The organism is Neorhizobium huautlense, from assembly GCF_002968575.1.
Classification (GTDB): Bacteria; Pseudomonadota; Alphaproteobacteria; order Rhizobiales; family Rhizobiaceae; genus Neorhizobium; species Neorhizobium huautlense.
Window position 1 is genome coordinate 140,628 of the sequence record NZ_PVBM01000008.1, and the last position, 24,057, is coordinate 164,684.

A 24,057-nucleotide genomic window follows, 5' to 3' on the forward strand; every position below is an offset into this window, starting at 1 on the left:
TGCCTTCGCACTGCCGGCTGCTCAGCTCGGGCAGCGCGGATGTTTTTCCGCTTTCTTCAAAACCATGGCCAAAACGACGACGAAAACCGTCTGACGTCTCTGGCCGCCGCTCTCTCCCCGGCAAGGCCGGGGACCAGGAATACGCGGACAAGATCCCGCGGCTTCCCCCTCACCGGATCGAGGAGAGACAGAAAGAGAGCAAGAAAATGGGTTTCAAGATTGCAGTCGCCGGGGCAACCGGCAATGTCGGCAGGGAAATGCTGACTATTCTTTCCGAACGCGGCTTTCCAGCGGATGAGGTTGTGGCGCTCGCTTCCGCTCGTTCCCAGGGCACCGAAGTGTCCTACGGGGACCGGACGCTGAAGGTTTCCAATCTCGAAAACTACGACTTTTCGGACACCGACATCTGCCTGATGTCGGCCGGCGGCGAGATCTCCAAGAAGTGGTCGCCCAAGATCGGCGCCCAGGGCTGCGTCGTCATCGATAACTCGTCTGCCTGGCGCTACGACTCGGAAGTGCCGCTAATCGTGCCGGAAGTGAACCCGGATGCGATCGATGGATTTACCAGGAAAAACATCATCGCCAACCCGAACTGCTCGACCGCTCAACTCGTCGTCGCGCTGAAGCCGCTCCACGACTTCGCCAAGATCAAGCGCGTCGTGGTTTCCACCTACCAGTCCGTTTCCGGTGCAGGCAAGGAAGGCATGGACGAGCTCTTTACCCAGACCCGCGCCGTTTTTGTCGCCGACCCGGTCGAGACGAAGAAGTTCACCAAGCGCATCGCCTTCAACGTCATCCCGCATATCGATGTCTTCATGGAAGACGGGTATACGAAGGAGGAATGGAAGGTGCTGGCCGAAACCAAGAAGATGCTTGACCCGAAGATCAAGGTAACCTGCACGGCCGTGCGCGTCCCCGTCTTCATCGGTCATTCGGAATCGGTCAACATCGAGTTCGAAAACGAGATCACCGCCGACCAGGCCCGCGATATCCTGCGCGAAGCTCCGGGCTGCCTGGTGATCGACAAGCACGAAAACGGCGGCTACATCACGCCTTACGAGTGCGCCGGTGAAGATGCCACCTACATCTCCCGCATTCGCGAAGATGCAACGGTTGAAAACGGTCTCAATATGTGGGTCGTTTCCGACAACCTGCGCAAGGGTGCCGCGCTGAACGCCGTGCAGATTGCCGAGCTTCTCGTCAATCGGGGGCTGATCAAGCCGCGCAAGGCAGCCGCCTGAAAGCGATTAATTTATTAAACATGTTAGGATAGAAACCCTGCCAGAAATGGCGGGGTTTTCTCTCCGAATCATCGCGCATCACGAACTGTTCATGAACGGGTGAGTTGCGAAAGTTTGCAACCACCGCCATAAGGCCGAAAAACACATCCTCCGGACGCTGCGGCCAGGCGATCCGGCTGACCACGGGTTAACTGCATGAAGAAGATTTTGCTGGCAGGATTGATTGCAACCGGTTTGACCACCACTCCGGCTTTTGCAGCGCTTCAATGCGGTAACGACTCATCCGGCTTTGCCCGGTGGGTCGACGAGTTCAAGCGCGTGGCTCCGGCGAATGGCATCAGCCCGTCGGTAGTGGAAAAAGCCTTCGCCGGCGTCTCTTATAACCGCGAAACGATCCGAGCCGATCGGGGTCAGAAAAGCTTCAAGCTCTCCTTTGACGAATTCATGCGCAAACGTGGCGGGGCCGCCATCATCTCCCGCGGCAAAAGCATGAAGTCCGGCAATGCATCCCTCTTCGCCTCGATCGAACGCCGTTACGGCGTGCCGGCCGGACCGCTCCTTGCCATCTGGGGCATGGAGACCGGCTTCGGCGGCTTCATGGGCAATCAACATACGCTGTCTGCCGTCGCAACGCTGGCTTATGACTGCCGCCGTTCGGCCTACTTCACGGAACAGCTCTACGCCGCTCTCCAGCTCGTCGCTCGCGGAGACCTGAGCACCTCGGCCAAGGGTGCGGCTCACGGCGAGATCGGCCAAACCCAGTTCCTGCCGCTAAACGTCGTACGCTACGGCGCCGATGGGGACGGGGATGGCCATATCGATATGGTTCGCTCGCGCGCCGACGCGCTTGCCTCGACCGCCAATTTCCTGCGTGGACATGGCTGGCGAGCCGGTGCCGGCTACCAGCCCGGGGAACCGAATTTCGGTGCCATCCAGGGCTGGAATGCCGCAAGCGTCTATCAGCGGGCGATCGCCTATATCGGCGCCGAGATCGACGGTCGGTAACTCGGAAAAATCAGGTCAGGCCGACGCCTGTTCGGCCTGAAGGCGCGGATCGTCCAGCTCCGGACGAATGAAGTCGCCCTTCTCATTCATCACCCACAATTCGCCGGTCGAGATGTCGAACCAGGCACCATGGATGCTGAGTTCGCCTTTCTCGCAGCGTTTGCGCACGAACGGAAATGTTTCGAGATTGGCGATCGAGTTGCGGATCGACACGCGTTCAAGTGCCGTCTGCCGCTCGGCCTGGGTCATAAAATCATTGCTTTGGATCAGTTCGGCCGCCGGCCGGACCAGCGCCATCCACCGACCGATGAAGTCGCCGGGCGAAAGCGGCTCCATCGCCGGATCGAGCGCTGCCCGGATTCCGCCACAGCGGCCATGGCCCATGACGACGATATTCTCGATCTCCAGCACCTGTACCGCGTATTCCACCGCCGCCGAAGTGGCGTGAAACTGACTGTCCGGCTCATAGGGCGGTACCATGTTGGCGACGTTGCGGACCACGAAAAGTTCGCCCGGGCCGCAATCGAAAATAGTTTCCGGCGCAGCGCGGGAATCGCAACAGGCAATGAGAAGCGCGTGGGGTTTCTGTCCGGTTTCGGCCAGCACCCGGTAGCGTTCGCGTTCGTCGGCGTAACGCCCGCTCATGAAACTGCGGTAGCCCGCTAGAAGTCTGTCTGGAAAATCCGTCATGGGGAAAACGATTATAGCGGCAGGCGCCTAATTTCAACGGTCATTTGTGCAGTTGCTAAGATGAGAACCGAATCACCGCTTCGCCCGTTGCAGCGGGTGCACGAGCCTGCGCATCTGTACCATCGCCATCGGCGTGGAGAGGCTGGAAGCGTCGGTCTCCAATGTCAGTTCGTCGCCTCCCCGCTTGGCCGTGCGCGCCAGAATCTCGAAGACGCTTGCCGTCGCAAGCTGCAGCGCCTTTTCCTCTTCCATGCCTGCCAGAATACGCCCCAGGAAAAGTGCGCTGAGGAGATCGCCGAGGCCGTTCGGCGGATTGTCGATCAGCCGATGTTCGGCAAGCAACGCATGTTTTCCGGTGAGATAGAGATTGCCTGTGCCGCCTGCCATCATCGGAACGGCAGAGGTCACCAGAATGCGGGGCGGTCCGAGCGCGATCGCTGCGTCCATGATCTCGTTGTTGGTTTCCAGTGGCGCCCCTGAAAGCCAGGCAAGCTCATAACGATTGGGCGTGGCAATGGTGGCAAGCGGAATGAGTTCGTCGCGGATCGCCTCCGCGGTCGGCTGCGGGATATAGAGCCCGCCGAGGTCGCCCATCACCGGGTCGCAGACATAGAGGAGTTGCGGATTCTTCTCCCTCAAGGCCCGAACCAGCCGAGCCACCGAACGCGGCTGGGCTGCATTTCCAAAATAGCCCGTCAGGACGGCCTTTACCTCACCCAGCCATGGCGCGCGGATGAGATCGTCTATAGCTTTGTCGAAATCCGATTCGTGGAAAGTCAACCTCGTGGAAGGCCCATGACCCGGATGCCAGGGAAGAACGATGGTCGGCATTGCCCACACTGGATATCCAAGCGTTTCCAAGGCGAAAACGGCGGCGCGATTGCCGACGGAGCCGCGGATGACGTGGCTGGAAATGACGATGACGGCATTGCTGTTGTCCTGCATGGATCCGCTTTCCGACTTCAATGGCCTGTTGATGGTTTCTTCGCACCGCTGTGTCAATAATAGTCGAGAAGAATGCGGCAACCTCGCATGCGGACATGGATCGGCCACGTTGCCGCAAGATGACAGAGCATGAAATAATTCGGTTTAATCAAAAAAGGGGAGGGAGAAAATATGGCCGTCAGGCAGAATCCGAAGCGTGAAAAACAGATTGAAAACGCGCGCAAGGTTGCCACCCAGGACAAGGGACCGCTTCTGGACCCCCTCATCCTGTTTGGCCGAGCCAGCAATGACGACCTTGAGAACTATACTCCTGAAATGCTGGCCCTATCCGCAAGGCACGCGGCCGAACGGTTGAATGCTTGGCCACGGGTCAGGGCGGATATCACGGTAACGCCGATAGCCGGGGTGGAGCCCAAAGGCGTGCCGGTTTCCGTCTTGACGATTGTCGATCGGAACATGCCTTTCCTTTTCGATTCAGTCATGGGTGAGGTGACGGCCACCCACCGTGATCTGATGCTGGCCGTTCACCCGATATTGCTTCTTGAGCCAGGCAAGGAGCCGGTGCTTCGCTCTAATGAGAATCCTGGGAATCCAGCTCATCACGTAAGCCTGATACAGATCCATATCGCGCCACTCTCGCAGGAGCAGTCAACGGCGCTGACAGAACGCCTTCGTTACATCCTGGATCAGGTGCACCTGTCCATCTCCGATTGGAGCGCGATGCTGGATGTTCTCAAGGGCGCCGCCGGCCAACTCAACAATTCGACCAGCCGTCGGAAGGCCGATCGCGAAGAGGCGATCGCATTCCTGGAATGGCTGCGCGACGACAATTTCACTTTTCTCGGCATGCGGGAATATGTCTATTCCGGCAAAGGCCCCGAAGCGAAGGTGGAGCGCGGCAAAGGCCGTGGTCTGGGCATATTGTCCGACCCGGACGTCCTGGTGTTGCGCCAGGGCAAGGACGCCGTGACGACCACACCGGAAATCCTTGAATTCCTCGATGGACCGGATTTCCTGATCGTCACGAAAGCAAACGTGAAATCCGTGGTCCATCGTCGGGCTTATATGGACTATGTCGGCGTCAAGCGTTTCGACGAGAATGGCGAGGTCGTCGGAGAACTGCGCATCGTCGGCCTCTTCACGGCCACCGCCTATACCCACTCCGTTCGCGATATCCCGCTCCTGCGCGCCAAGGCCGCCAGAATTGAGGAACACTTCGGCTTCGATCCGGACAGCCATTCAGGCCGCATGCTGGCAAATACGCTGGAATCCTATCCGCGTGACGACCTTTTCCAGATCGACACCGACCTGCTTGCTCGCTTCTGCGAGCAGATCATGGAATTGAGCGAACGGCCTCGTGTACGCGCGCTGCCACGCATCGATCATTTCGATCGGTTCGTTTCGGTGATCATTTACGTTCCGCGGGAGGATTACAATTCTCTGGTGCGTGAAAAGGTGGGCGACTATCTCGCAAATATCTACGACGGGCATATCTCTGCCTACTATCCGGCCTTTCCGGAAGGCGGTTTGGCCCGCGTACACATGATCGTAGGTCGACGCGGCGGCAAGACTCCACGTGTTCCGCAGGCAAAGCTCGAAGAGGCAATCCGACTTATCGCGACCCCTTGGGAGGATCGTTTTGCGGCCTTGGCAAAACAAGGCCCTCGCCTCTCCGTAACGCAGGCCTTCCAGGAAGCCTTTTCCCCCGAGGAAACCTTTGAGGATCTTCCCGATATCGTCGCCTGCGCTGCCGGTGAAACGATCCGCATCGCCTTCTATCGCCGCCCCGCCGATACTGCCGCCACCGTTTCGCTGAAGATTTTCCACAAGGGCCGGCACCTCTCGCTCTCCCGCCGTGTACCGCTTCTTGAAAACCTGGGTTTCCATGTGGTCAGCGAGCAGACTTTCGAACTCAATGTCGGGTTGGGGAGTGATCGCAAATTGGTCGTACTGCACGACATGGAATTGCAGGTTAATAATGCGCGGGAAATCGACCTTTCCCATGAAGGCATGTTACTGGAGGAGGCCTTCCTATCGGCTTTCGATGGCGCAATCGACAATGATGGTCTGAACCGGCTGGTGCTGCTCGCCGGACTTTCCGCACGAGAAGTCACTGTGTTGCGAGCCTATTCCCGATATCTTCGCCAGACCGGGATCGTATACTCGCAAAATTACATCGCCGACACGCTGAACAAATACCCTGCCATCTCGGCCGCCATCTTCCGTCTCTTCCGCGACGGCTTCGATCCGAAGCTTGGAGAAAAGGTGCGGGTGAAGAAGCTGACGGAAGCCCATGCCGAGATCGAAGCCGCTCTCGGTAACGTCCCGAACCTCGACGAGGACCGGACGCTGCGCCGTTTCGTCAACGCCGTCGATGCCACCCTGAGGACGAACTATTTCCAGCGCGACGCCCAAGGATCACCAAAGCGAATGTTGGCCTTCAAGCTCGATCCAAAACTCCTCGACGGGCTGCCTGAGCCAAAACCGTTCCGAGAGATCTTCGTTTACGGCACCGAGGTCGAAGGCGTGCATTTGCGCTTCGGCAGAGTTGCACGCGGCGGCTTGCGCTGGTCGGATCGTGGCGAGGATTACCGAACCGAGGTTTTGGGCCTAGTGAAGGCCCAGCAGGTCAAGAACGCGGTCATCGTACCGGTGGGCGCCAAAGGGGGGTTCTTCCCCAAGATGCTGCCCGTCGGAGGCTCCCGCGACGAGGTCTTTAACGCCGGACGGGAAGCCTACAAGACCTATATCAGAACGTTGCTCTCTATCACCGACAACATCGTCGATGGCGAAATCGTACCGCCGGCGGATACGATGCGCATCGACGGCGACGACCCCTATTTTGTCGTAGCGGCCGACAAAGGCACCGCCACCTTCTCCGACACCGCCAACGGATTGGCCCAGGAAGCCGGCTTCTGGCTGGACGACGCCTTCGCCTCAGGGGGCTCCGCCGGCTACGACCACAAGAAGATGGGCATTACCGCCCGCGGCGCCTGGGAGGCCGTCAAGCGGCATTTCCGCGAGAAGGACATCGACATCCAGACCACGCCCTTCACTGTGGCTGGTGTCGGAGATATGTCCGGCGACGTTTTTGGCAACGGAATGCTGCTGTCCCGCAAGATCAGGCTCATTGCCGCCTTCGATCATCGTGACATCTTCATCGATCCTGATCCGGACACTGAAAAGTCCTTTGTCGAACGCGAGCGCCTCTTCGCCCTGCCGCGGTCGAGCTGGCAGGATTACGACCGGACGACGATGTCCAAAGGCGGTATGATCATTTCGAGAGCCGAGAAGGCCGTTAGGCTGACCCCGGAAGCGGCCGCAGCGATCGGCATCGACAAGACGACGGCAACGCCTTTCGAGATCATGACGGCGATCCTGAAGAGCCCCGTAGACCTGCTCTGGTTCGGTGGCATCGGCACCTATATCAAGGCCGCTTCCGAAGCCGACACCGAAGTGGGCGACCGCGCCAACGATCCGATCCGCATTACTGCGGCGGACGTGCGTGCGAGCGTGATCGGCGAGGGTGCCAATCTTGGCGTCACCCAAAAGGGCCGCATCGCTTATTCGCTCGCCGGCGGGCGCTGCAATTCGGACGCGATTGACAATTCCGCGGGCGTCAATTCCTCGGACGTCGAGGTCAACATCAAGATCGCGCTCAACTCGGCGATGCAGGACGGTCGGTTGACGCGGGAGAAGCGCAACCAGCTTCTCTCCTCGATGACCGACGAGGTGGCCGGGCTCGTTCTGCGCAACAATTATCTTCAGCCGCTGGCAATCTCCCTTACCGAGAGAAAGGGCGTCGCCAACCGGGAAGAACTGTCACGCCTCATGTCCGTGCTTGAAAGCCAGGGCCTCCTGAACCGTAAGGTGGAAACGCTTCCCGATGACAACGAACTGGCCGAACGGTATCTTTCCAACCGCCCCCTGACCCGGCCGGAAATCGGTATTCTGCTCTCCTATTCGAAGATCGTCCTGTTCGACGCACTGATCGACAGCTCCATCCCGGACGATCCCTATTTTTCTGCCGTGCTGAAAGCTTATTTCCCGGCAAAGATGCAGAAGCCCTACGCAGCCGATATCGAAAATCATCGCCTGCATCGGGAGATCGTGGCAACCGCCTTGGCCAATGAGGCCATCAATCGGGGTGGGCCCGGTTTCGTACAGCTGATGAGTGACGTGACGGGCGCTGCGGCATCAAATGTCGTCAAGGCAGCTTTTCTGGCACGCGACAGTTTCGACCTGCCGAAGCTGTGGGCGGAAATCGATGCATTGGACGGCCGGATTTCGGGCCAGGTCCAAAACGATCTCTACGCCCGCACCACGCTGATCTTCGCGGAAGCGACCCGGCTCATTCTTCAGACGCAGGTCGGCGCCGGCGATATGACCGGTGCCATGAGCCGGCTCAGAGCCGCAATTAAGGGCCTGCGTTCCTCCATCACCGCCGGAAGCATTCTGGAAACCGCGGCACAGGCCACGGAGTTCGAGGCACAGGGCGTCCCTTCGGCGGTCGCACGGGAAATCCTGCTGTTGCCAACCCTGGTTCTCCTGCCCGAAATCATGCTGGTTGCCAATCGTACCGGCGAGACCATGGCGCGCGCAACGGAAAGCTACTTCGCTGTCACCGAGACGTTCCGCATCAATCGGCTGATCGGTGCCGGCGAGCGAATTGCCACCTCAGATCACTACGAGAGTCTGGCGCTTTCACGCAGCCTGCAGCAGATCGCCTCAGCCCGACGTGACATCATCATCGCCGCCCTCACGGCTCATCCAAAGGAAAAGAAGCCGCTGCAGGCGTGGGTTGGCAATGACCGGACGCGCGTGAACCGCGTCGGAGCAGAACTGATGGCTCTGAGCGAGGGAAGCGATCTCACGCTTCCCAAGATCACCGTTGCCGCCGGGCTTCTCGGAGATCTCGCACGCGGACCGGCAATCTAGCAAAGGGGAGAGGCCGCAGACCGTCCGGCGGTCCCCACCATGATCATGGCATTCCAGGCGGGGCATAACGCAGCTATGTCCCCTGGACGACTTGTTTGCCAGAATGACCTTCATCGCTTGAAGAGGTTTGAGCGCTCTGATCCGGGGGGTAAAATGGCTGTTCATGTGATTGAGGAAGCGCCGGCGAAATCCAGCCGGCGCGGTATCTGGGGCTGGATGCTCTTCGACTGGGCAGCTCAGCCCTTTTTTACCGTCGTCACGACCTTCGTGTTCGGCCCCTATTTCGTCGCCCGATTGACCAGTGACCCTGTCTCGGCACAGGCAGCCTGGAGCAATATGGCGACGATCTCCTCGATCACCATTGCCATCCTCTCGCCGATCCTCGGCTCGATCGCCGATCAATCGGGTCCTCGAAAGCCATGGATCGCGTCTTTCGCCGCGGTCAAAATCACCTGCGTCGCTATGTTGTGGTTCGCAGCGCCCGGCTCCCCGATCATTTGGCCGCTGATTTTCATGATCCTGGCCTCCATCGCAGCCGAGTTTTCCACCGTCTTCAACGATTCCATGATGCCGCGCCTCATCAGCAAGGACGAGGTCGGCAGGGTTTCGAATGTCGCCTGGGGCCTCGGTTATCTCGGCGGCATGATCGTGCTGATCGCAGTGGTGGCGCTCCTCGCAGCAAGCCCGGATACCGGGTTGACCCTGATCGGCATTCCCCCGCTGTTCGGGCTCGACCCTCATCTCGGAGAAGACGCCCGCATTACCGGCCCGATCGCGGCGCTTTGGTATTTCCTCTTCATTCTTCCCATGTTTTTCTTCACGCCCGACACCAGAAAGGCGATGCCCTTTGCAGAGGCTGTACGCTCCGGCTTGCAGGAGCTTGCAGGAACTGTCCGTGAATTGAAGCAGAGGGCGGGCATTTCCAGGTTCTTGATCGCGCGCATGCTCTATCAGGACGGCGTCAACGGCGTGCTGATCCTTGGCGGCACCTTCGCTGCTGGAATGTTCGGTTGGGCCACGATAGAAATCGGCATCTTCGGAATCCTGCTGAACGTGGTTGCCATCTTCGGCTGCATTGCCGCCGGTGCGCTCGACAAGGCGATGGGATCGAAGCGTGTCGTCTCAGCGAGCCTCGTATGCCTGCTGATTGCAACCCTCGGCATTGTCTCGACGGGCCCAGGTTTCGTCTTCTTCGGCATGCTTCCGCTGCCCATGGACGACGGAGGAGGGTTGTTCGGAACAGCTGCTGAAAAAGCCTATCTGCTCTTCGGCCTGTTGATAGGCGTCGCCTTCGGCCCTGTGCAGGCTTCGTCGCGCTCCTATCTTGCCCGCAGCGTCAGTTCTTCCGAAGCAGGTCGGTTTTTCGGGATCTACGCGCTGTCGGGCCGGGCTACCAGTTTCATGGCGACACTCTTCTTTTCGCTGGCCACCTATGCGACCGGATCGGCGCGGCTGGGAATGGCCACGCTGATCCTCTTCCTGCTGGCTGGTTTCCTCTTGCTGCTTACGACGCCATACCCGGCCGGTAACCCCGACGCAGCACCGGAATGATAGTCGGCTGATCAATGCCGGAAATGGCGCATGCCGGTAAAGACCATGGCAACGTTGTGCTCGTCGGCAGCGGCAATCACCTCATCGTCGCGCATCGAGCCGCCCGGCTGGATAACGGCCGTTGCGCCGGCCGCGATCGCCGATAGCAGGCCGTCGGCAAAGGGAAAGAAAGCCTCCGAGGCAACAGCTGAACCCTTGGTCATCGGTTCCGCCCAACCCATGGCCTTTGCCGCTTCCTCCGCCTTGATGGCGGCGATGCGTGCGGAATCTACCCGGCTCATCTGTCCGGCGCCGATGCCGGCGGTCTGGCCGTCCTTGGCATAAACGATTGCATTGGACTTCACGTGCTTGGCCACCTTGTAGGCGAACTTCATGTCTTCGAGCTCGCGCTCGCTCGGCGCCCGCTTCGTCACGACACGCAGATCGATATCCTCGATCATGCCGTTATCCCGGGTCTGGACGAGGAGCCCGCCTGAAACGGTCTTGGCGGTGATCCCCCGCGAGCGCGGGTCCGGCAGGCCGCCGGTCACCAGTAGCCGCAGGTTTTTCTTCGTGGCAATGATTGCCTTGGCTTCGTCCGAAACCTCGGGAGCGATGATCACTTCGGTGAACAGCTTGACGATTTCTTCGGCAGTCTCGCCGTCAAGAAGCTGGTTTAATGCGATGATGCCGCCGAAAGCCGAGGTGGAATCGCAGGCAAGCGCCCGCAGATAGGCGTCCTTCAAGCTCGGGCCCGTCGCCACGCCACAAGGATTGGCATGCTTGATGATGGCACAGGCCGGCGCCTTTGCGGGCGCAAACTCGGCAATTAGCTCGAAAGCCCCATCCGTGTCGTTGATGTTGTTGTAGGAAAGCTGCTTTCCTTGCAGAAGCTTGGCGGTGGCGACGCCGGGGCGGTTTTCGCCGGTAACGTAGAAGCCCGCGCTCTGGTGCGGGTTTTCGCCGTATCGCATCTCTTCTTTCAACACACCGCCAATCGTCCGGTAGCGTGGAATTTCGATGTCCAGCGCTTCGGCGAACCAGTTGGAGATCGCCGTGTCATAGGCCGCTGTGCGCGCATAGGCTTTGGCGGCAAGCTTCTGACGGAAGGCATAGACCGTTTGCCCATCGTTGGTCCGCAGCGCTTCGATGAGTGCAGGATAGTCGGAGGGATCGACGACGGTCGCGACATAGGCATGGTTCTTGGCTGAGGCGCGGATCATCGCGGGCCCGCCGATGTCGATATTCTCAACCGTGGTCGGATAATCGCCGCCGGCGGCGCGCACCTCTTCGAAGGGATAAAGATTGATGACGGCGAGATCGATGGCTTCGATCCCGTGCTCCTTCATCGCGGCCGCATGCTCCTGGTCGTCCCGGATGGCGAGAAGTCCGCCATGCACGGTCGGATGCAGCGTCTTCACGCGGCCGTCCATGATTTCCGGAAAACCCGTCACTTCCGATACGTCGGTCACGGGAAGACCCGTCGCCGCGATCGCCTTGTGTGTTCCGCCTGTCGACAACAGCCTCACGCCCTGAGAGACCAAGGCCTCAGCGAGCTCTATGATGCCGGTCTTGTCGGAGACCGAAAGCAGCGCGGTGCGAATTTTGATACGATCGGGAGCAGGGATTTTTTTGGAAACGACGGCCATCGGTCTCTCCTGGGAACGCGCCATAGATCGGCACTGCGAAGGATTGCCGCCGTTAGCATAGCTTCGGGCCTCAGGGGAAGCCTATTCGCCGCGCCTCAGCATCCAACGGATTTCCGATATGTGCGGCAGGGAGAACTCGATGACGAGCTGCTGGCTCGGCCTGGCACCGGAAACATCCGCAAAAAAGATATCCTCGTCGATCAAGACCTGCAGGCCGGGAGCTGCGAAAACCCACGTTTCGCCATCCGCCGCGCGCATGACGACGCTTTCTTCATCACGTCGCAGGAGCGTAATCGCCGGGTGGATATGAAACCGTGCCGCTGCGCTGAAGGGATCGTCGTCGGCTGCCTCTCCTTCGGGCAGGAACAAGCGATCATGCCCCTTGATCTTGTTCCCCTTGGCGTTGAGTCCGATCTCGCGCTCGTGCAGATAGCCGAATTCGCGGACATAGCCATCGTGGATAGCCCGCAGCCAGTCGTTGCCATGCGGGTCGTCCCAGCGTTCCACCTCCACCTCCGATACGCCGCCAAGTAAGATCGGCCCCGCCAGCCTGGATCGGGCAACGCGGCCGGAGGATGTTTCATTGAGCGTCACGGTCGAATGGGCGGCGGTCGAGCGGGCGATCTGCCGGTAGGTACGGCTGCCATGTTTCGGCGCGCCGCTGTTGACGATGAAGCGGTGCCGGCCGGAGGACATTTCGAACGAAAGGCAGCCGGCATGAGCTCCGCGTGAAAGCTCCGTCGAAAGCGCATGCCCCGTATCGACGATCAGCGTGGTGCCTTCTGCCGAAAGCCGATGGTAATTCATGTGCGGCAGGGCCTTGAACGGCTTGCCGGCGGTTTCGTCGTACCGCAATACGGACATCAGCTCGCTTGCAGGCGTGGCACTGGCCCCGTTGAACAGAGCAAGATCACCATCCTGGTGACGGAAGAAACGCAGGGCGGGATACATTCGGTCGATTGTCGGGATGAGCTTCTGCGGCAGGTCGTGGCCCAGGTTGATATAGGTCTGTCGAAGCGGCAGAAGGTCGATGAGCAGGTCGAGCACCGTCCGCGGATTGCGCGATACATGGCCTCCGTCCGGCAGGATCTGGCGTTCCAGCTCCCGGTCGAGCCGATTGCCTTCGCGGCGGATATAGGCAGCCCGCGTCGGCATCGAGATCGAGGCCATGGCGAGCGCGATGCGGAGCCTCAGCCGGGTATCGCCTTCGGGCGTACAGCCGGCTATCTTCCGTAGGTAGCGTACCTGATAAGCTAGGCTTTTCATGAAGCGCCGGTAAAAACCCGCCTCGGCACCCTGCAAGACAACCGTGGAGTGGGAGAGCCAGGCGATCACCCGCTCGGCCGCCACATTTGCCTCCCATGCCAACCCCTTCGGCCGCCGACCGTAGAGTGCTATCCAGTCGGCCACCACCTGACGAACATGGGCACAGCTGGCTTCGGTCTTGTTGGTGCGGATATGCCTCAGCCAGGCAAAGGAGTGCAGCCGCTCGGCAAAGGCGCGAGATGGAAGCTCGACGGAAAAGGGCGAGCGCCCGTAAGTTTCCAGAATACGGCCGGCTAACGGAAAGCGGCCTTCAAGGATCTCTTCCGCGACAAAAGGATCGAGCGACCTCAAGTCCGTGGGTGCAACGATCAACCGGTCGGGAACGTGGAGAGAAAAAGAGGTGGCAGCCAGACGCAATCCGGCGGACCGCCGGCAAAAGCGGCGCCAGATTTCCCGCAAGCCGTAGGAGAAGAGCCTCCGGCGATCTGCGAGCCGCATGGTCAATCTAGAACACTCCGCAGGATTCGATCTCCAGCCGGTCGGCCGGAATCACTTTAGCTCATTCGAAACAATGGGCTTGTATGGTGAACAAAGCCTTACTGGCGCTGAAGCACGCTTGCGAAGAATCCGTCCATTCCACCTGCGAATTCGTCGTCGCCTGGTAACATTGCCGGCGTCGTTCGGAATTCGCCAAGCGGAGAGATCGCCTCTTGCAAGCCGGGCCAATCCTGCGCTTCTGCAGGCCGACGCTTCAGATCAGGATGATCTGCCAGCACCCGTTGCACCAGTTCCTCACCTTCGGAAGGATCGAGCGAGCAGTTGGAAAAAACCACGATGCCCCCGGGCTTCACCAGCGTGATTGCATGACGCAGCATCTTTTCCTGCAACGCAGCAAGCTTTGCGATATCCCCCGGTCCTTTGACCCAGAGCACATCGGGGTGCCGACGCGTCGTGCCTGTCGAGGAACAGGGCGCGTCGAGCAGGACGCCGTCCAGCAATTCCTCGGGCTTATAGTCGAAAAGATCGCCGACAATGAACTCTGCCTCAAGGCTCAGTCGCGCAAGATTTTCCTTCAATCGAGCCAATCGGTTGGCAGATTGCTCGACGGCCGTCACCTTAGCGCCGGCCGCGACCAATTGCGCGGTCTTGCCGCCCGGCGCTGCGCAAAGGTCCGCCACCCGCTTGCCCTTCAGATCCCCCAAAAGTTTCGCAGGAATGCTGGCTGCCGCATCCTGCACCCACCACACACCCTCCGCAAATCCTTCAAGCGCCGATACCGCTCCTTCGAACATCGGCATCCGGATACTGCCTGTCGGCAGAAGCTTGCCCCCGAGTTTTTCGGCCCAAACTTCTGGGTTGGACTTCACTGTCAGATCGATCGCCGGCGGCACGAGCTGGGCCTCCGCGATGCGAGCCGCCGCAATCTCGCCGTAAGCAGCGACAAGCCGTTGGCTGAACCAGCCCGGTACGGGCGAGATAGAGGCTGTTCGTACTAGAACCTCGTCCTTCTCGCGCACCAGCCTGCGCAGTACGGCATTGACGAGCTTTGCAAAACGGCGGTTACGTGGGTCTCGATTGGCCTGTTCAACGGCAAGATCCACAACCGCATGGGGCGGCACGTCGAGATGGAGAATTTGCGCCGCAGCGGTAACAAGCACGTGGTGGAGGGCGCGCGCGCCTTCCGGGAGCGGCGTCTCGATCAGCGATGCAATTGCCGCTTCGAGCCGCGGCAGGTGCCGCAGCGCCGTTGTGAGAATCGCGCGGGTCAATGCGCGGTCCGCATCGCTGAGTGCTTTGTAGGCCGGATTGCCATGGACCGGATCGAGCATGCCGTCGAGCGAGATCTTCCGATCCACGACCGCCGCCAGCAGTTTGGCCGCGGTCGCTCGCACTTCGAGCCCCGGTTTCAGCGCTTCGCCCTGTACGGGGCCTTGCGCGGGCAAGTCCGGTTTCCTGCGATACTGCTTGTGCGAAGGCGACTTCTTGTTTTTCTTGGGCTCACTCAAGACCAGGGACCTTTTCGCGGTTCATTGGAACCGCGGCCCCAGCCGGTCGTCGGCACGGAGCGCGCGGTGCGCTGGGGTCTACCAGCCCTGAAGCCGCCCGTCGAGCCGCCGCCGGGGAACTTGCCTGCCATCTGCTCCAGGGCCGCAATCCGGTTTTCGGTGTTTGGATGGGTCGAAAACAGGTTATCCATTCGCTCGCCCGACAGAGGATTGATGATGAACATATGCGCTGTAGCGGGATTGCGTTCGGCGTCATAATTGGGAATGGCATGTGCCGCGCCGGCTATCTTGGCGAGCGCCGAGGCAAGCCACAGCGGGTTACCGCAGATTTCGGCGCCACGTTGGTCGGCGGAATATTCACGGGTGCGGCTGATCGCCATCTGCACCAGCATGGCCGCGAGCGGCGCGACGATCATCGCCACCAGCACGCCGATAAAACCCAGCGGGTTGCTATTGTTCTCGCGGTTGCCGCCGAAGAAGAAGGCGAAATTGCCGAGCATGGAGATAGCACCCGCCAGCGTCGCGGTAATCGTCATCGTCAGCGTGTCGCGGTTCTGGATATGCGCCAGCTCATGGGCCATCACGCCCGCCACCTCCTCATGCGTCAGGCGCTGCAAGAGGCCCGTGGAGGCGGCAACGGCAGCATTCTGCGGGTTGCGCCCCGTGGCAAAGGCGTTCGGCTGGGGATTATCATAGATGTAGACCTTCGGCATGGGCAGGCCTGCATTGGCCGCCAGGTCCCGGATCATATTATAGAATTCCGGAGCCGTGCGTGCGTCCACCTCCTGGGCATGATAGGCGGACAATACCATCTTGTCCGAATTCCAGTAGGAAAAGAGATTCATGCCTGCCGCGATCACCAGGGCAATCATCATCCCGCCCCTGCCGCCGATCAGGAATCCGACGCCCATGAACAGGGCCGTCATGAAGGCCAGAAGCATGGCGGTGCGCATCACGTTCATCGTCATCTCTCCGTTGCCGATGCCGCTCAAGGGTTTTCCTGCGGCGACGAACGCCCTATGATGTGGTCAATTCGACCGCAGTTTTCAATAAACCATCCAGTGATCCGAAAGATGCAGAACGCAGAGAACGACAATCGCGACACCGCCACAAAGGAAGAAGCTCCACCGAGACCTCTGCCCCCAGCGGCCCAGCGCGCGCTGAAGGAAGCTGAGGAACGCCGGCAGGCGGAAGCGAAGACCGAGACGCCGGCAGAATATGGCGGCCGCGGTGGCGCCGATCCCGCCCGTTTCGGCGATTGGGAAATCAAGGGCCGGGCAATCGACTTTTAAGGTAAATATTCCTATTGACTTTGGCGCATGATCGGAATTTATTCCTTTCATGCTCAAGGAACTAACTTCTAATTCTGGCTGGTTTCGTCACAACCCTCTTCACGCAAGCATCGGCGCGCGAGGAGATCTCAGGACCTGTCACCGCGAAAATTCTGCGGGTTATTGATGGCGACACCCTGCTGGTTGAAGCCCAGCCCTGGCCGCAGCAAAAGATGGAAGTCTATGTCCGGATACGCGGCATCGATGCGCCAGAATTGAAATCAAAATGCGATCACCTCCGCCGGGAAGGGCTTGATGCGCAGCAGGCCTTGGAAACCTTGGCCGCAGCCTCTTCCAGAATTCAACTCACGCGTATTTCAGGCGACAAATATTTCGGCCGCATCGTCGCCGACGTCATCTTGTCGGACGGGCGCAATGCCGCAAGCAACCTCCTGCTTGCCGGCCTCGTGCAAGACTATGACGGAGGCAGGAAGCCACACCGGATCTGTAATACCGATTGAAAGACTTTCGTCGTTTGAACTGCCCCCGAAAGTTGGACGACAACTTTCGGGGATCGGTTCTGGGGAGGCGGCCCTTTTGTCAGCCTGCCTTGTTCTGGCGGTTCGTGATAAGGTCATCGACAACGCCGGGATCGGCAAGTGTCGAAGTATCCCCGAGCGCCCCGAAATCATCCTCGGCAATCTTGCGCAGGATGCGGCGCATGATCTTGCCGGAGCGCGTCTTCGGTAGACCTGGCGCGAACTGGATCTTGTCCGGCGCCGCGATCGGGCCGATCTCCTGACGGACGTGCTTGACCAGTTCCTGCCGGAGCGCATCGTTGCCTTCATTGCCCGCCATCAGGGTGACATAGCAATAAATACCCTGCCCCTTGATATTGTGCGGGTAGCCGACAACAGCAGCTTCAGACACCAGATGATGTGAAACGAGGGCTGATTCGACCTCGGCAGTGCCAAGCCGGTGACCGGACACGTTCAAGACATCATCGACGCGACCGGTGATCCAGTAATAGCCGTCTTCGTCGCGGCGGCAGCCGTCACCGGTGAAGTACTTGCCCTTGTAAGTGGAGAAATAGGTCTGGATGAAGCGCTCGTGGTCGCCATAGACCGTGCGCATCATGCCCGGCCAGCTGTCGCTGATGCACAGGTTGCCGTCAGCCGCCCCTTCCAGCACCTTGCCCTCGCTGTCGACCAGTTCGGGTTTCACGCCGAAGAACGGCCTGGTGGCCGAACCCGGCTTCAGATCCGTCGCGCCCGGCAGTGGCGTGATCATATGCCCGCCGGTCTCCGTCTGCCACCAGGTATCGATCACCGGGCAGCGCTTGTCGCCGACGACATTGTAATACCATTCCCAGGCCTCCGGGTTGATCGGCTCGCCGACCGTGCCGAGCAGGCGCAGGCTGTCCCGCGATGACCGCTTCACGAACTCATCTCCGGCTCCCATCAGCGAGCGGATCGCCGTTGGCGCGGTATAGAAGATGTTGACCTTGTGCTTGTCGATGATTTCCCAGAAGCGGCCCTGATCCGGAAAATTCGGCACGCCTTCGAACATCAGCGATGTGGCGCAATTGGCGAGCGGTCCGTAGACGATATAGGAATGCCCCGTCACCCAGCCCACATCGGCAGTACACCAGTAGATGTCGCCGTCGTGATAGTCGAAGACATATTCATGGGTCATCGCCGCATAGACGAGATAGCCGCCGGTGGTGTGCAGCACGCCCTTGGGTTTGCCGGTGGAGCCCGACGTGTAGAGGATGAAGAGCGGGTCTTCCGCCTTCATCTTTACCGGCTCGCAATGCGGCTTCACACTGGCGATTTCCTGGTGATACCAGAGGTCGCGGCCGGGCGCCCAGTTCGTCTTGCCGCCGGTGCGGCGTACGACGAGCACCTTGTCGACCGTCACATATTGCCGGGCAGCGATATGGATGGCGGTATCGGTATTTTCCTTGAGCGGCACCGGCTTGCCGCCGCGCACGCCCTCGTCGCAGGTGATCACGAAAGTAGACTCGCAATCGACGATGCGGCCGGCCAGCGCTTCAGGCGAAAAGCCGCCAAAGACCACCGAATGGACCGCCCCGATGCGGGCGCAGGCGAGCATCGCATAGGCCGCTTCCGGGATCATCGGCATATAGATGGTAACGCGGTCGCCCTTCTTGACGCCGTGCTTTTTCAGGACGTTGGCCAGCCGGCAGACCTGATCGTAAAGCTGATTATAGGTGATCTTCTTGTCGATATAAGGGTTGTCGCCCTCCCAGATGAGCGCAGTGCGCTCCCCATGCGTCTTCAGATGCCGGTCGATGCAGTTGTAGGAGACGTTGGTCAGGCCGTCTTCGAACCACTTGATCGAGACCTTGCCTTTGAAGGAGGTGTTCTTGACCTTTGTGTAAGGCTTGAACCAGTCGATGCGCCTTCCGTGTTTGCCCCAGAACTTGTCCGGGTTCTCGATGCTTTCCTCATACCACTTCTCGTACTTTTCCTTATCGATCAAAGCTCTCGCTTTGGTGGCCTTGAGCACCGGATAAACTTTTTCGGACATGAATACCTCCCCATCGAACGACGCCGCAGCCAATGGTCGACTTAGGCAATCTGTTTTGCATTCATAACAGGTGAAGCCGGCCCGGCAATTAGACAAACGGCCATGTCATTTGAAGATTTGCAATTCCGTCGCATTTCAGCTATAGGGCGGTAAATTCCCGGAAATTGTGGTTGATACCCACGGCCCGCGACACCGGCGCGGACGACAGAGGAACTATACCCATGGCCCAACAATTGCTTATGCCGAAGGCGACCGCTGTCTGGCTCGTCGACAACACCGCCCTTTCGTTCGACCAGATTGCCAATTTCTGCAAGCTTCATCCTTTGGAAGTGAAGGCGATTGCCGACGGCGAAGCGGCGCAGGGCATCAAGGGCCTCGATCCGATCGCCACCGGCCAGCTTTCCCGCGACGAGATCGGCCGGGGTGAGGCAGACGTCAACTACAAGCTCAAGCTCCTCGAGCCCAAGGTACGCGTGCCGGAATCGAAGCGCCGCGGCCCGCGTTATACGCCGGTTTCGAAGCGCCAGGACCGCCCAAATGCCATCCTCTGGCTGGTCCGCAATCATCCGGAACTCAAGGACGCCCAGATTTCCCGCCTTGTCGGCACCACGAAATCGACGATCGAGCAGATTCGCGAACGCACTCACTGGAATTCCGCCAACCTGACGCCCATGGATCCGGTCACGCTTGGCCTTTGCAGCCAGATCGATCTCGACCTGGAAGTCGAACGCGCCTCCAAGGGCCGTCCGCTGCCGACGGCTGCCGAGCTCGGCGCCTCACTGCAGCCGGCTTCCGAGACCGAAAACCTGGGCTTCAGCTATCGCCCGGAACGCGAGGAAGAAAAGGAAATCGATGCGGATGCCGTCTTCGCGAAATTGAGCTCGCTGAAGTCCAATCGCCGCGACGAGGAAGACGAGGACGATCGCTTCTAAGCAGATCCGCCTGCCATTCCATTGAACGCAAAAACCCGCCGATCCGGCGGGTTTTTTTTGGTCCAAAGGACGCAGTCGGCCGCTGTTTCAGGCCGCCTGCAATGCCGCGTCGAGCGGAATTTCCACGTCGATCTCAAGGATCGAAACGTTCTCGTCACGGTCCATCTTTACGTGCACCTTGTCACTGTCGAGCTGTACGTGCTTGGCTATGACGGCCAGGATTTCCTCACGGAGCACGGAAACGAGATCGGAACTGCTGGAAGCGCGCTCATGCGCCAGGAGCACCTGCAGGCGCTCGCGCGCCATTGGCGCAGACCTTTGTTTGCGGAAAAGGCTGAAAATGCTCATGCGGCCTTCCTTCCGAAGATTTTGCCGAAGATACCCCGCTTTTCACCGGGAATCGTGATCGGCAGCACCTCGCCGGCAAGCCGGCGGGCGGCGTCGAAATAGGCCATTGCCGGAGCGCTGCGGGCGTCCGCCAAAGTGACCGGTGCACCGATGTTGGAAGCGCGCAGCACATCCATGCTTTCCGGAATGATGCCGATGAGCGGAATCGAGAGGATCTCCAGAACATCGTCGACCTTCAGCATGTCGCCCCGCTCGGCTCGGTTCGAATCGTAGCGGGTCAGCAGCAAGTGCTTTTCGATGCGTTCGCCCCGTTCGGCCTTGGCGGTCTTGGCGTCGAGAAGCCCGATGATCCGGTCCGAATCGCGCACCGAGGAGACTTCCGGGTTGGTCACGACCACCGCGATATCGGCGTGGCGCATGGCAAGCGTCGCACCGCGCTCGATACCGGCCGGGCTGTCGCATATCACCCAGTCAAAAACTCGCTTCAGCTCCGTGATGACCGTCTCGACCCCTTCAGGAGTAAGAGCGTCCTTGTCGCGTGTTTGCGAAGCAGGCAGCAGGAAGAGTGTTTCCAGCCGCTTGTCGCGAATCAGCGCTTGGCTGAGTTTTGCTTCGCCCTGGATGACGTTGACCAGATCGTAAACGACCCTGCGCTCTGCGCCCATGACCAGATCGAGATTGCGCAAACCAACGTCGAAGTCGACGATCACGACCCTGTCGCCCTTGTGCGCCAAAGCCGCTCCCAACGCGGCGGAGGAGGTCGTCTTGCCGACCCCGCCCTTGCCTGACGTGACTACTATGACTTTCCCCATGTTTCTCTCCTGTTTCCCAGCCGTCTCCGGCTCAGATAAGTGTCTCTGCCATGATTGTATCGCCCTCGAGCCAGAGCTGGACGGGTTTTCCACGCAAGCTCGGAGCCATGTCTTCAGCCATCTTGTAGATGCCGTCGATCGCCAGCAGTTCCGCCTCCATCTTGCGGCAGAAGATGCGCGCCGAGGCGTTGCCGACCGAACCCGCCATCGCCCGGCCGCGCAGCGTCCCGTAGATGTGGACGGACCCGCCGGCGATGACCTCGGCGCCCGAAGCTACCGAACCGATGACGGTCACATCGCCCTCCGGAAAGATCACCGATTGGCCTGAGCGCACCGGTTCCCGGATGATGATGGACTGCAATGGCTGCCGGCTTTCGACGACTGCGGATTTGCTGTCGGCCGGGTTGTTCTGCAGCTCGATGACCGGTTCTTTGGCCACGGCTTCGTCGGAAACAGGCCTCCCGCCCTTCAGAGCGGGCGGCATGCCCTGGCCAAGGATCGAGGGACGCGCGCCTTCGATGCCCATGATGCTGACATTGCGCTGGCTGAACTCGGCGAGCAGCTCCTTCAATTGAGCCCGGTCGATCGGCAGATCCGTAACATCCAGAACGACGGGACGTCCTAGGAAAAAACCGGCCGAACGCGCCGCCAGATCGTCCAACCTTGCGAGCCAGTCGTCGAACGGAAGATCGGGAGAAAGGACGACCGCCAGAAAAGAGCGGCCCTTGATGCGGATCGATCGAGCGTCTGTTAGCACTTTGGTCATCTACGTAAATAAATCGTTGACCGTGTGTACTGCCGGTATGGTTAACAAGTAGTTAACGCCAAGCTCCGTTGGGCCAGTTTATTAAGCGGTTGGGTAATAGAAAACCTCCGGCCGACGCCGGAGGTTTCAAGGGCTCGGCAGGTTTTCCTAAGATTCACGCTGCTGCGCTGCGCGCATATCCATTCGCCTTCAGGATGGATGTGATTTCATCGAGAATGGCGGGATCGTCGATCGTGGCAGGCATTTTCCATGGCATTCCATCGGCAATCTTCTGCATGGTGCCGCGCAGGATCTTGCCTGAACGGGTTTTCGGCAGGCGATCGACGACCATCACCGTCTTGAAAGCCGCGACCGGGCCGATTTCGTTTCGGATGAGCCCCACGACTTCCTTCTTGATCAGGGCATGATCACGCGCGACATTGTGCTTCAGGACAACGAAACCGCAGGGAACTTGGCCTTTCAGCGCATCCGACACGCCGATGACCGCGCATTCGGCGACGTCTGGATGCATGGCGCACACCTCCTCCATCGCTCCCGTGGAAAGCCGGTGCCCCGCGCAGTTGATGACGTCGTCGGTGCGGGCCATGACGAACACATAGCCCTCATCGTCCACAAGCCCTGCATCGGCGGTCTTGTAATAGCCGGGAAATTCGGCAAGGCAGGCGTCACGGAACCGTTCGTCGGCCTGCCAGAAGCTGACGAGACAACCGGGGGGCAGGGGCAATTTCACGACGATATTGCCGAGCGTCCCCGACGGTACCGGGTGACCGGCATCGTCAAGCACATCGATCGCATAACCCGGCATCGGCCGCGTAGGCGAACCGTGCTTGGTCGGCATCAGGCCGAGCCCCATCGTATTCGCCGCCATCGGCCAGCCAGTTTCCGTCTGCCACCAGTGGTCTATGACCGGGATCCGAAGCTTCTGCTCTGCCCACTTCAGGGTTTCCGTATCGGCGCGCTCTCCCGCCAGAAACAATGCCGTCAGACTGGACGTATCGAATCTGGCGATAAAATCACCCTCCGGGTCTTCTCGGCGGATGGCTCTGAAAGCGGTCGGCGCTGTGAACAGAACCTTGACGCGGTGGTCGTTGATCACCCGCCAGAAGGTACCTGCGTCAGGTGTGCCGACCGGCTTTCCCTCAAAGATCACGCTGGTATTGCCGGCCAGAAGTGGCCCGTAGACGATGTAGGAATGGCCGACCACCCAGCCTATGTCGGAGGCTGTCCAGAAGACGTCTCCCGGTTTCAGGCCGTAGATATTCTCCATGCTCCAGCGGAGCGCCACCATGTGTCCGCCGTTGTCGCGGACAACGCCTTTCGGCTGTCCCGTCGTGCCGGACGTGTAAAGGATGTAGAGCGGATCGGTGGCCTTTACCGCGACGCACGGCACCTCGGTACCGCTGACCTTTTCCATTTCGACCGCATCGGCGAAATCGCGATCTCCATGCTCGTAGCGGAGCGGCGCGTGTAGCTGATCGCGCTGAAGGATCAGGCAATAATCCGGCTTGGTCTTGGCCATGTCGATCGCTTGATCGAGAAGCGGCTTATAGGCCACCACGCGCCCGGGCTCCAGACCGCAGCTTGCGCTGATGATCACCTTTGCCTTGGAGTCTTCGAGCCTCGCGGCCAGTTCCTGTGCAGCGAAGCCGCCGAAAACGACGGAATGGACCGCGCCGAGGCGGGCGCAGGCAAGCATGGAGAACACCGCTTCCGGCACCATCGGCATATAGATGATAACGCGGTCACCTTTGGCTACGCCATGTTTTCTGAGGACTGCGGCGATCGCCTGTACCTCGACAAGCACGTCGTCGTAGGTGAAGCTTTTCTGCGTGCCGGTCATCACGCTGTCATAAATGAAGGCCCGTTGTCCGCCCCGTCCGGCCTCGACATGCCGGTCGAGGCAATTGTAGCACGTATTGGTCTCCCCGTCGGGAAACCAGCGGCCATAAACGCCTTGGTCCCTGTCGAAGATCCTGGCCGGTTGCTTGAACCAGTGAATCTCCTTTGCGGCGGCCCTCCAGAATTCTTCCGGATTTTGCTGCCAGCCCTTATAGGCGTCGAAATAGCGGCTTTGCATCTGCACCTCCCGTCACATGAGCACAGCC

Annotated in this window: 18 protein-coding genes; 7 read left to right on the forward strand and 11 right to left on the reverse strand. The window is 59.9% G+C overall.

The window, feature by feature from the left end; all coding sequences use genetic code 11:
- Positions 1–206: 206 nt before the first annotated feature.
- Together C5L12_RS11505 and C5L12_RS11510 are read left to right on the forward strand one after the other, a co-directional pair.
- Positions 207–1,241: an aspartate-semialdehyde dehydrogenase gene (locus C5L12_RS11505; RefSeq protein WP_105372177.1), complete on the forward strand. Its 1,035-nt coding sequence runs from the start codon at positions 207–209 to the stop codon at positions 1,239–1,241.
- 195 nt (positions 1,242–1,436) lie between these two features.
- Positions 1,437–2,246 (forward strand): lytic murein transglycosylase, encoded by an 810-nt coding sequence (locus C5L12_RS11510; protein WP_105372178.1) that lies wholly within the window; start codon positions 1,437–1,439, stop codon positions 2,244–2,246.
- Positions 2,247–2,261: 15 nt separating this feature from the next.
- On the opposite strand, the gene C5L12_RS11515 is transcribed toward C5L12_RS11510, so the two are convergent.
- Positions 2,262–2,936 carry a carbonic anhydrase gene (locus tag C5L12_RS11515; RefSeq protein ID WP_105372179.1) on the reverse strand — a complete coding sequence of 225 codons (675 nt, stop codon included), beginning with the start codon at positions 2,934–2,936 and terminating at the stop codon, positions 2,262–2,264.
- Between the two features lie 72 nt (positions 2,937–3,008).
- Positions 3,009–3,881, reverse strand: coding sequence for a pyridoxal kinase PdxY (gene pdxY, locus C5L12_RS11520; protein WP_105372180.1), 873 nt, complete (start codon positions 3,879–3,881; stop codon positions 3,009–3,011).
- Positions 3,882–4,052: 171 nt separating this feature from the next.
- On the opposite strand from pdxY, the gene C5L12_RS11525 reads away from it, so the two are divergent.
- Both C5L12_RS11525 and C5L12_RS11530 read left to right on the forward strand, forming a co-directional pair.
- Positions 4,053–8,819 (forward strand): NAD-glutamate dehydrogenase, encoded by a 4,767-nt coding sequence (locus tag C5L12_RS11525; RefSeq protein WP_105372181.1) that lies wholly within the window; start codon positions 4,053–4,055, stop codon positions 8,817–8,819.
- A gap of 153 nt (positions 8,820–8,972) precedes the next feature.
- Positions 8,973–10,370 carry an MFS transporter gene (locus tag C5L12_RS11530; protein ID WP_105372182.1) on the forward strand — a complete coding sequence of 466 codons (1,398 nt, stop codon included), beginning with the start codon at positions 8,973–8,975 and terminating at the stop codon, positions 10,368–10,370.
- Between the two features lie 11 nt (positions 10,371–10,381).
- Here the strand turns inward: C5L12_RS11530 and purH are convergent, their stop codons facing one another.
- From purH to htpX, 4 genes are all read right to left on the reverse strand, one after another.
- Positions 10,382–11,998 (reverse strand): bifunctional phosphoribosylaminoimidazolecarboxamide formyltransferase/IMP cyclohydrolase, encoded by a 1,617-nt coding sequence (gene purH, locus C5L12_RS11535; RefSeq protein ID WP_105372183.1) that lies wholly within the window; start codon positions 11,996–11,998, stop codon positions 10,382–10,384.
- Between the two features lie 81 nt (positions 11,999–12,079).
- Positions 12,080–13,762: a heparinase II/III family protein gene (locus C5L12_RS11540; protein ID WP_105372184.1), complete on the reverse strand. Its 1,683-nt coding sequence runs from the start codon at positions 13,760–13,762 to the stop codon at positions 12,080–12,082.
- A 98-nt stretch (positions 13,763–13,860) separates the two neighbouring features.
- Positions 13,861–15,270, reverse strand: a complete 1,410-nt coding sequence (locus C5L12_RS11545; RefSeq protein ID WP_105372185.1) for an RsmB/NOP family class I SAM-dependent RNA methyltransferase — start codon at positions 15,268–15,270, stop codon at positions 13,861–13,863.
- Positions 15,267–16,232, reverse strand: a complete 966-nt coding sequence (gene htpX / locus C5L12_RS11550; protein WP_105372270.1) for a zinc metalloprotease HtpX — start codon at positions 16,230–16,232, stop codon at positions 15,267–15,269. Before htpX ends, C5L12_RS11545 begins: the two co-directional genes overlap by 4 nt.
- 111 nt (positions 16,233–16,343) lie before the next feature.
- Between htpX and C5L12_RS11555 the strand changes: the two genes are divergently transcribed.
- Positions 16,344–16,562, forward strand: coding sequence for a DUF1674 domain-containing protein (locus C5L12_RS11555; RefSeq protein ID WP_105372186.1), 219 nt, complete (start codon positions 16,344–16,346; stop codon positions 16,560–16,562).
- A 212-nt stretch (positions 16,563–16,774) separates the two neighbouring features.
- Positions 16,775–17,062, forward strand: coding sequence for a thermonuclease family protein (locus C5L12_RS11560; RefSeq protein WP_245422855.1), 288 nt, complete (start codon positions 16,775–16,777; stop codon positions 17,060–17,062).
- Positions 17,063–17,141: 79 nt separating this feature from the next.
- Here the strand turns inward: C5L12_RS11560 and acs are convergent, their stop codons facing one another.
- Positions 17,142–19,094 carry an acetate--CoA ligase gene (acs, locus tag C5L12_RS11565; RefSeq protein ID WP_105372188.1) on the reverse strand — a complete coding sequence of 651 codons (1,953 nt, stop codon included), beginning with the start codon at positions 19,092–19,094 and terminating at the stop codon, positions 17,142–17,144.
- 221 nt (positions 19,095–19,315) lie between these two features.
- Between acs and C5L12_RS11570 the strand changes: the two genes are divergently transcribed.
- Positions 19,316–20,026, forward strand: coding sequence for a DUF1013 domain-containing protein (locus C5L12_RS11570; RefSeq protein WP_105372189.1), 711 nt, complete (start codon positions 19,316–19,318; stop codon positions 20,024–20,026).
- Between the two features lie 87 nt (positions 20,027–20,113).
- Here the strand turns inward: C5L12_RS11570 and minE are convergent, their stop codons facing one another.
- From minE to C5L12_RS11590, 4 genes are all read right to left on the reverse strand, one after another.
- Positions 20,114–20,374 carry a cell division topological specificity factor MinE gene (gene minE, locus C5L12_RS11575; RefSeq protein WP_105372190.1) on the reverse strand — a complete coding sequence of 87 codons (261 nt, stop codon included), beginning with the start codon at positions 20,372–20,374 and terminating at the stop codon, positions 20,114–20,116.
- Positions 20,371–21,186 (reverse strand): septum site-determining protein MinD, encoded by an 816-nt coding sequence (minD, locus tag C5L12_RS11580; protein WP_105372191.1) that lies wholly within the window; start codon positions 21,184–21,186, stop codon positions 20,371–20,373. The genes minE and minD overlap by 4 nt, the downstream gene beginning before the upstream one ends.
- A gap of 31 nt (positions 21,187–21,217) precedes the next feature.
- Positions 21,218–21,952 (reverse strand): septum site-determining protein MinC, encoded by a 735-nt coding sequence (gene minC / locus C5L12_RS11585; protein WP_105372192.1) that lies wholly within the window; start codon positions 21,950–21,952, stop codon positions 21,218–21,220.
- A gap of 154 nt (positions 21,953–22,106) precedes the next feature.
- Entirely contained in the window at positions 22,107–24,029 is a 1,923-nt protein-coding gene (locus C5L12_RS11590; RefSeq protein ID WP_105372193.1) for a propionyl-CoA synthetase, read from the reverse strand.
- Positions 24,030–24,057: the final 28 nt, after the last annotated feature.

Excerpts from the sequence above, each read along its gene's own strand:
- C5L12_RS11555 (WP_105372186.1), top strand. The coding sequence starts at position 16,344 with ATGCAGAACGCAGAGAACGACAATCGCGACACCGCCACAAAGGAAGAA.
- C5L12_RS11560 (WP_245422855.1), top strand. The coding sequence starts at position 16,775 with ATGGAAGTCTATGTCCGGATACGCGGCATCGATGCGCCAGAATTGAAA.
- C5L12_RS11510 (WP_105372178.1), top strand. The coding sequence starts at position 1,437 with ATGAAGAAGATTTTGCTGGCAGGATTGATTGCAACCGGTTTGACCACC.
- C5L12_RS11530 (WP_105372182.1), top strand. The coding sequence starts at position 8,973 with ATGGCTGTTCATGTGATTGAGGAAGCGCCGGCGAAATCCAGCCGGCGC.
- pdxY (WP_105372180.1), bottom strand. The coding sequence starts at position 3,881 with ATGCAGGACAACAGCAATGCCGTCATCGTCATTTCCAGCCACGTCATC.
- minE (WP_105372190.1), bottom strand. The coding sequence starts at position 20,374 with ATGAGCATTTTCAGCCTTTTCCGCAAACAAAGGTCTGCGCCAATGGCG.
- C5L12_RS11515 (WP_105372179.1), bottom strand. The coding sequence starts at position 2,936 with ATGACGGATTTTCCAGACAGACTTCTAGCGGGCTACCGCAGTTTCATG.
- htpX (WP_105372270.1), bottom strand. The coding sequence starts at position 16,232 with ATGAACGTGATGCGCACCGCCATGCTTCTGGCCTTCATGACGGCCCTG.
- C5L12_RS11505 (WP_105372177.1), top strand. The coding sequence starts at position 207 with ATGGGTTTCAAGATTGCAGTCGCCGGGGCAACCGGCAATGTCGGCAGG.
- purH (WP_105372183.1), bottom strand. The coding sequence starts at position 11,998 with ATGGCCGTCGTTTCCAAAAAAATCCCTGCTCCCGATCGTATCAAAATT.
- acs (WP_105372188.1), bottom strand. The coding sequence starts at position 19,094 with ATGTCCGAAAAAGTTTATCCGGTGCTCAAGGCCACCAAAGCGAGAGCT.
- C5L12_RS11570 (WP_105372189.1), top strand. The coding sequence starts at position 19,316 with ATGGCCCAACAATTGCTTATGCCGAAGGCGACCGCTGTCTGGCTCGTC.
- C5L12_RS11590 (WP_105372193.1), bottom strand. The coding sequence starts at position 24,029 with ATGCAAAGCCGCTATTTCGACGCCTATAAGGGCTGGCAGCAAAATCCG.
- minC (WP_105372192.1), bottom strand. The coding sequence starts at position 21,952 with ATGACCAAAGTGCTAACAGACGCTCGATCGATCCGCATCAAGGGCCGC.
- C5L12_RS11540 (WP_105372184.1), bottom strand. The coding sequence starts at position 13,762 with ATGCGGCTCGCAGATCGCCGGAGGCTCTTCTCCTACGGCTTGCGGGAA.
- minD (WP_105372191.1), bottom strand. The coding sequence starts at position 21,186 with ATGGGGAAAGTCATAGTAGTCACGTCAGGCAAGGGCGGGGTCGGCAAG.
- C5L12_RS11525 (WP_105372181.1), top strand. The coding sequence starts at position 4,053 with ATGGCCGTCAGGCAGAATCCGAAGCGTGAAAAACAGATTGAAAACGCG.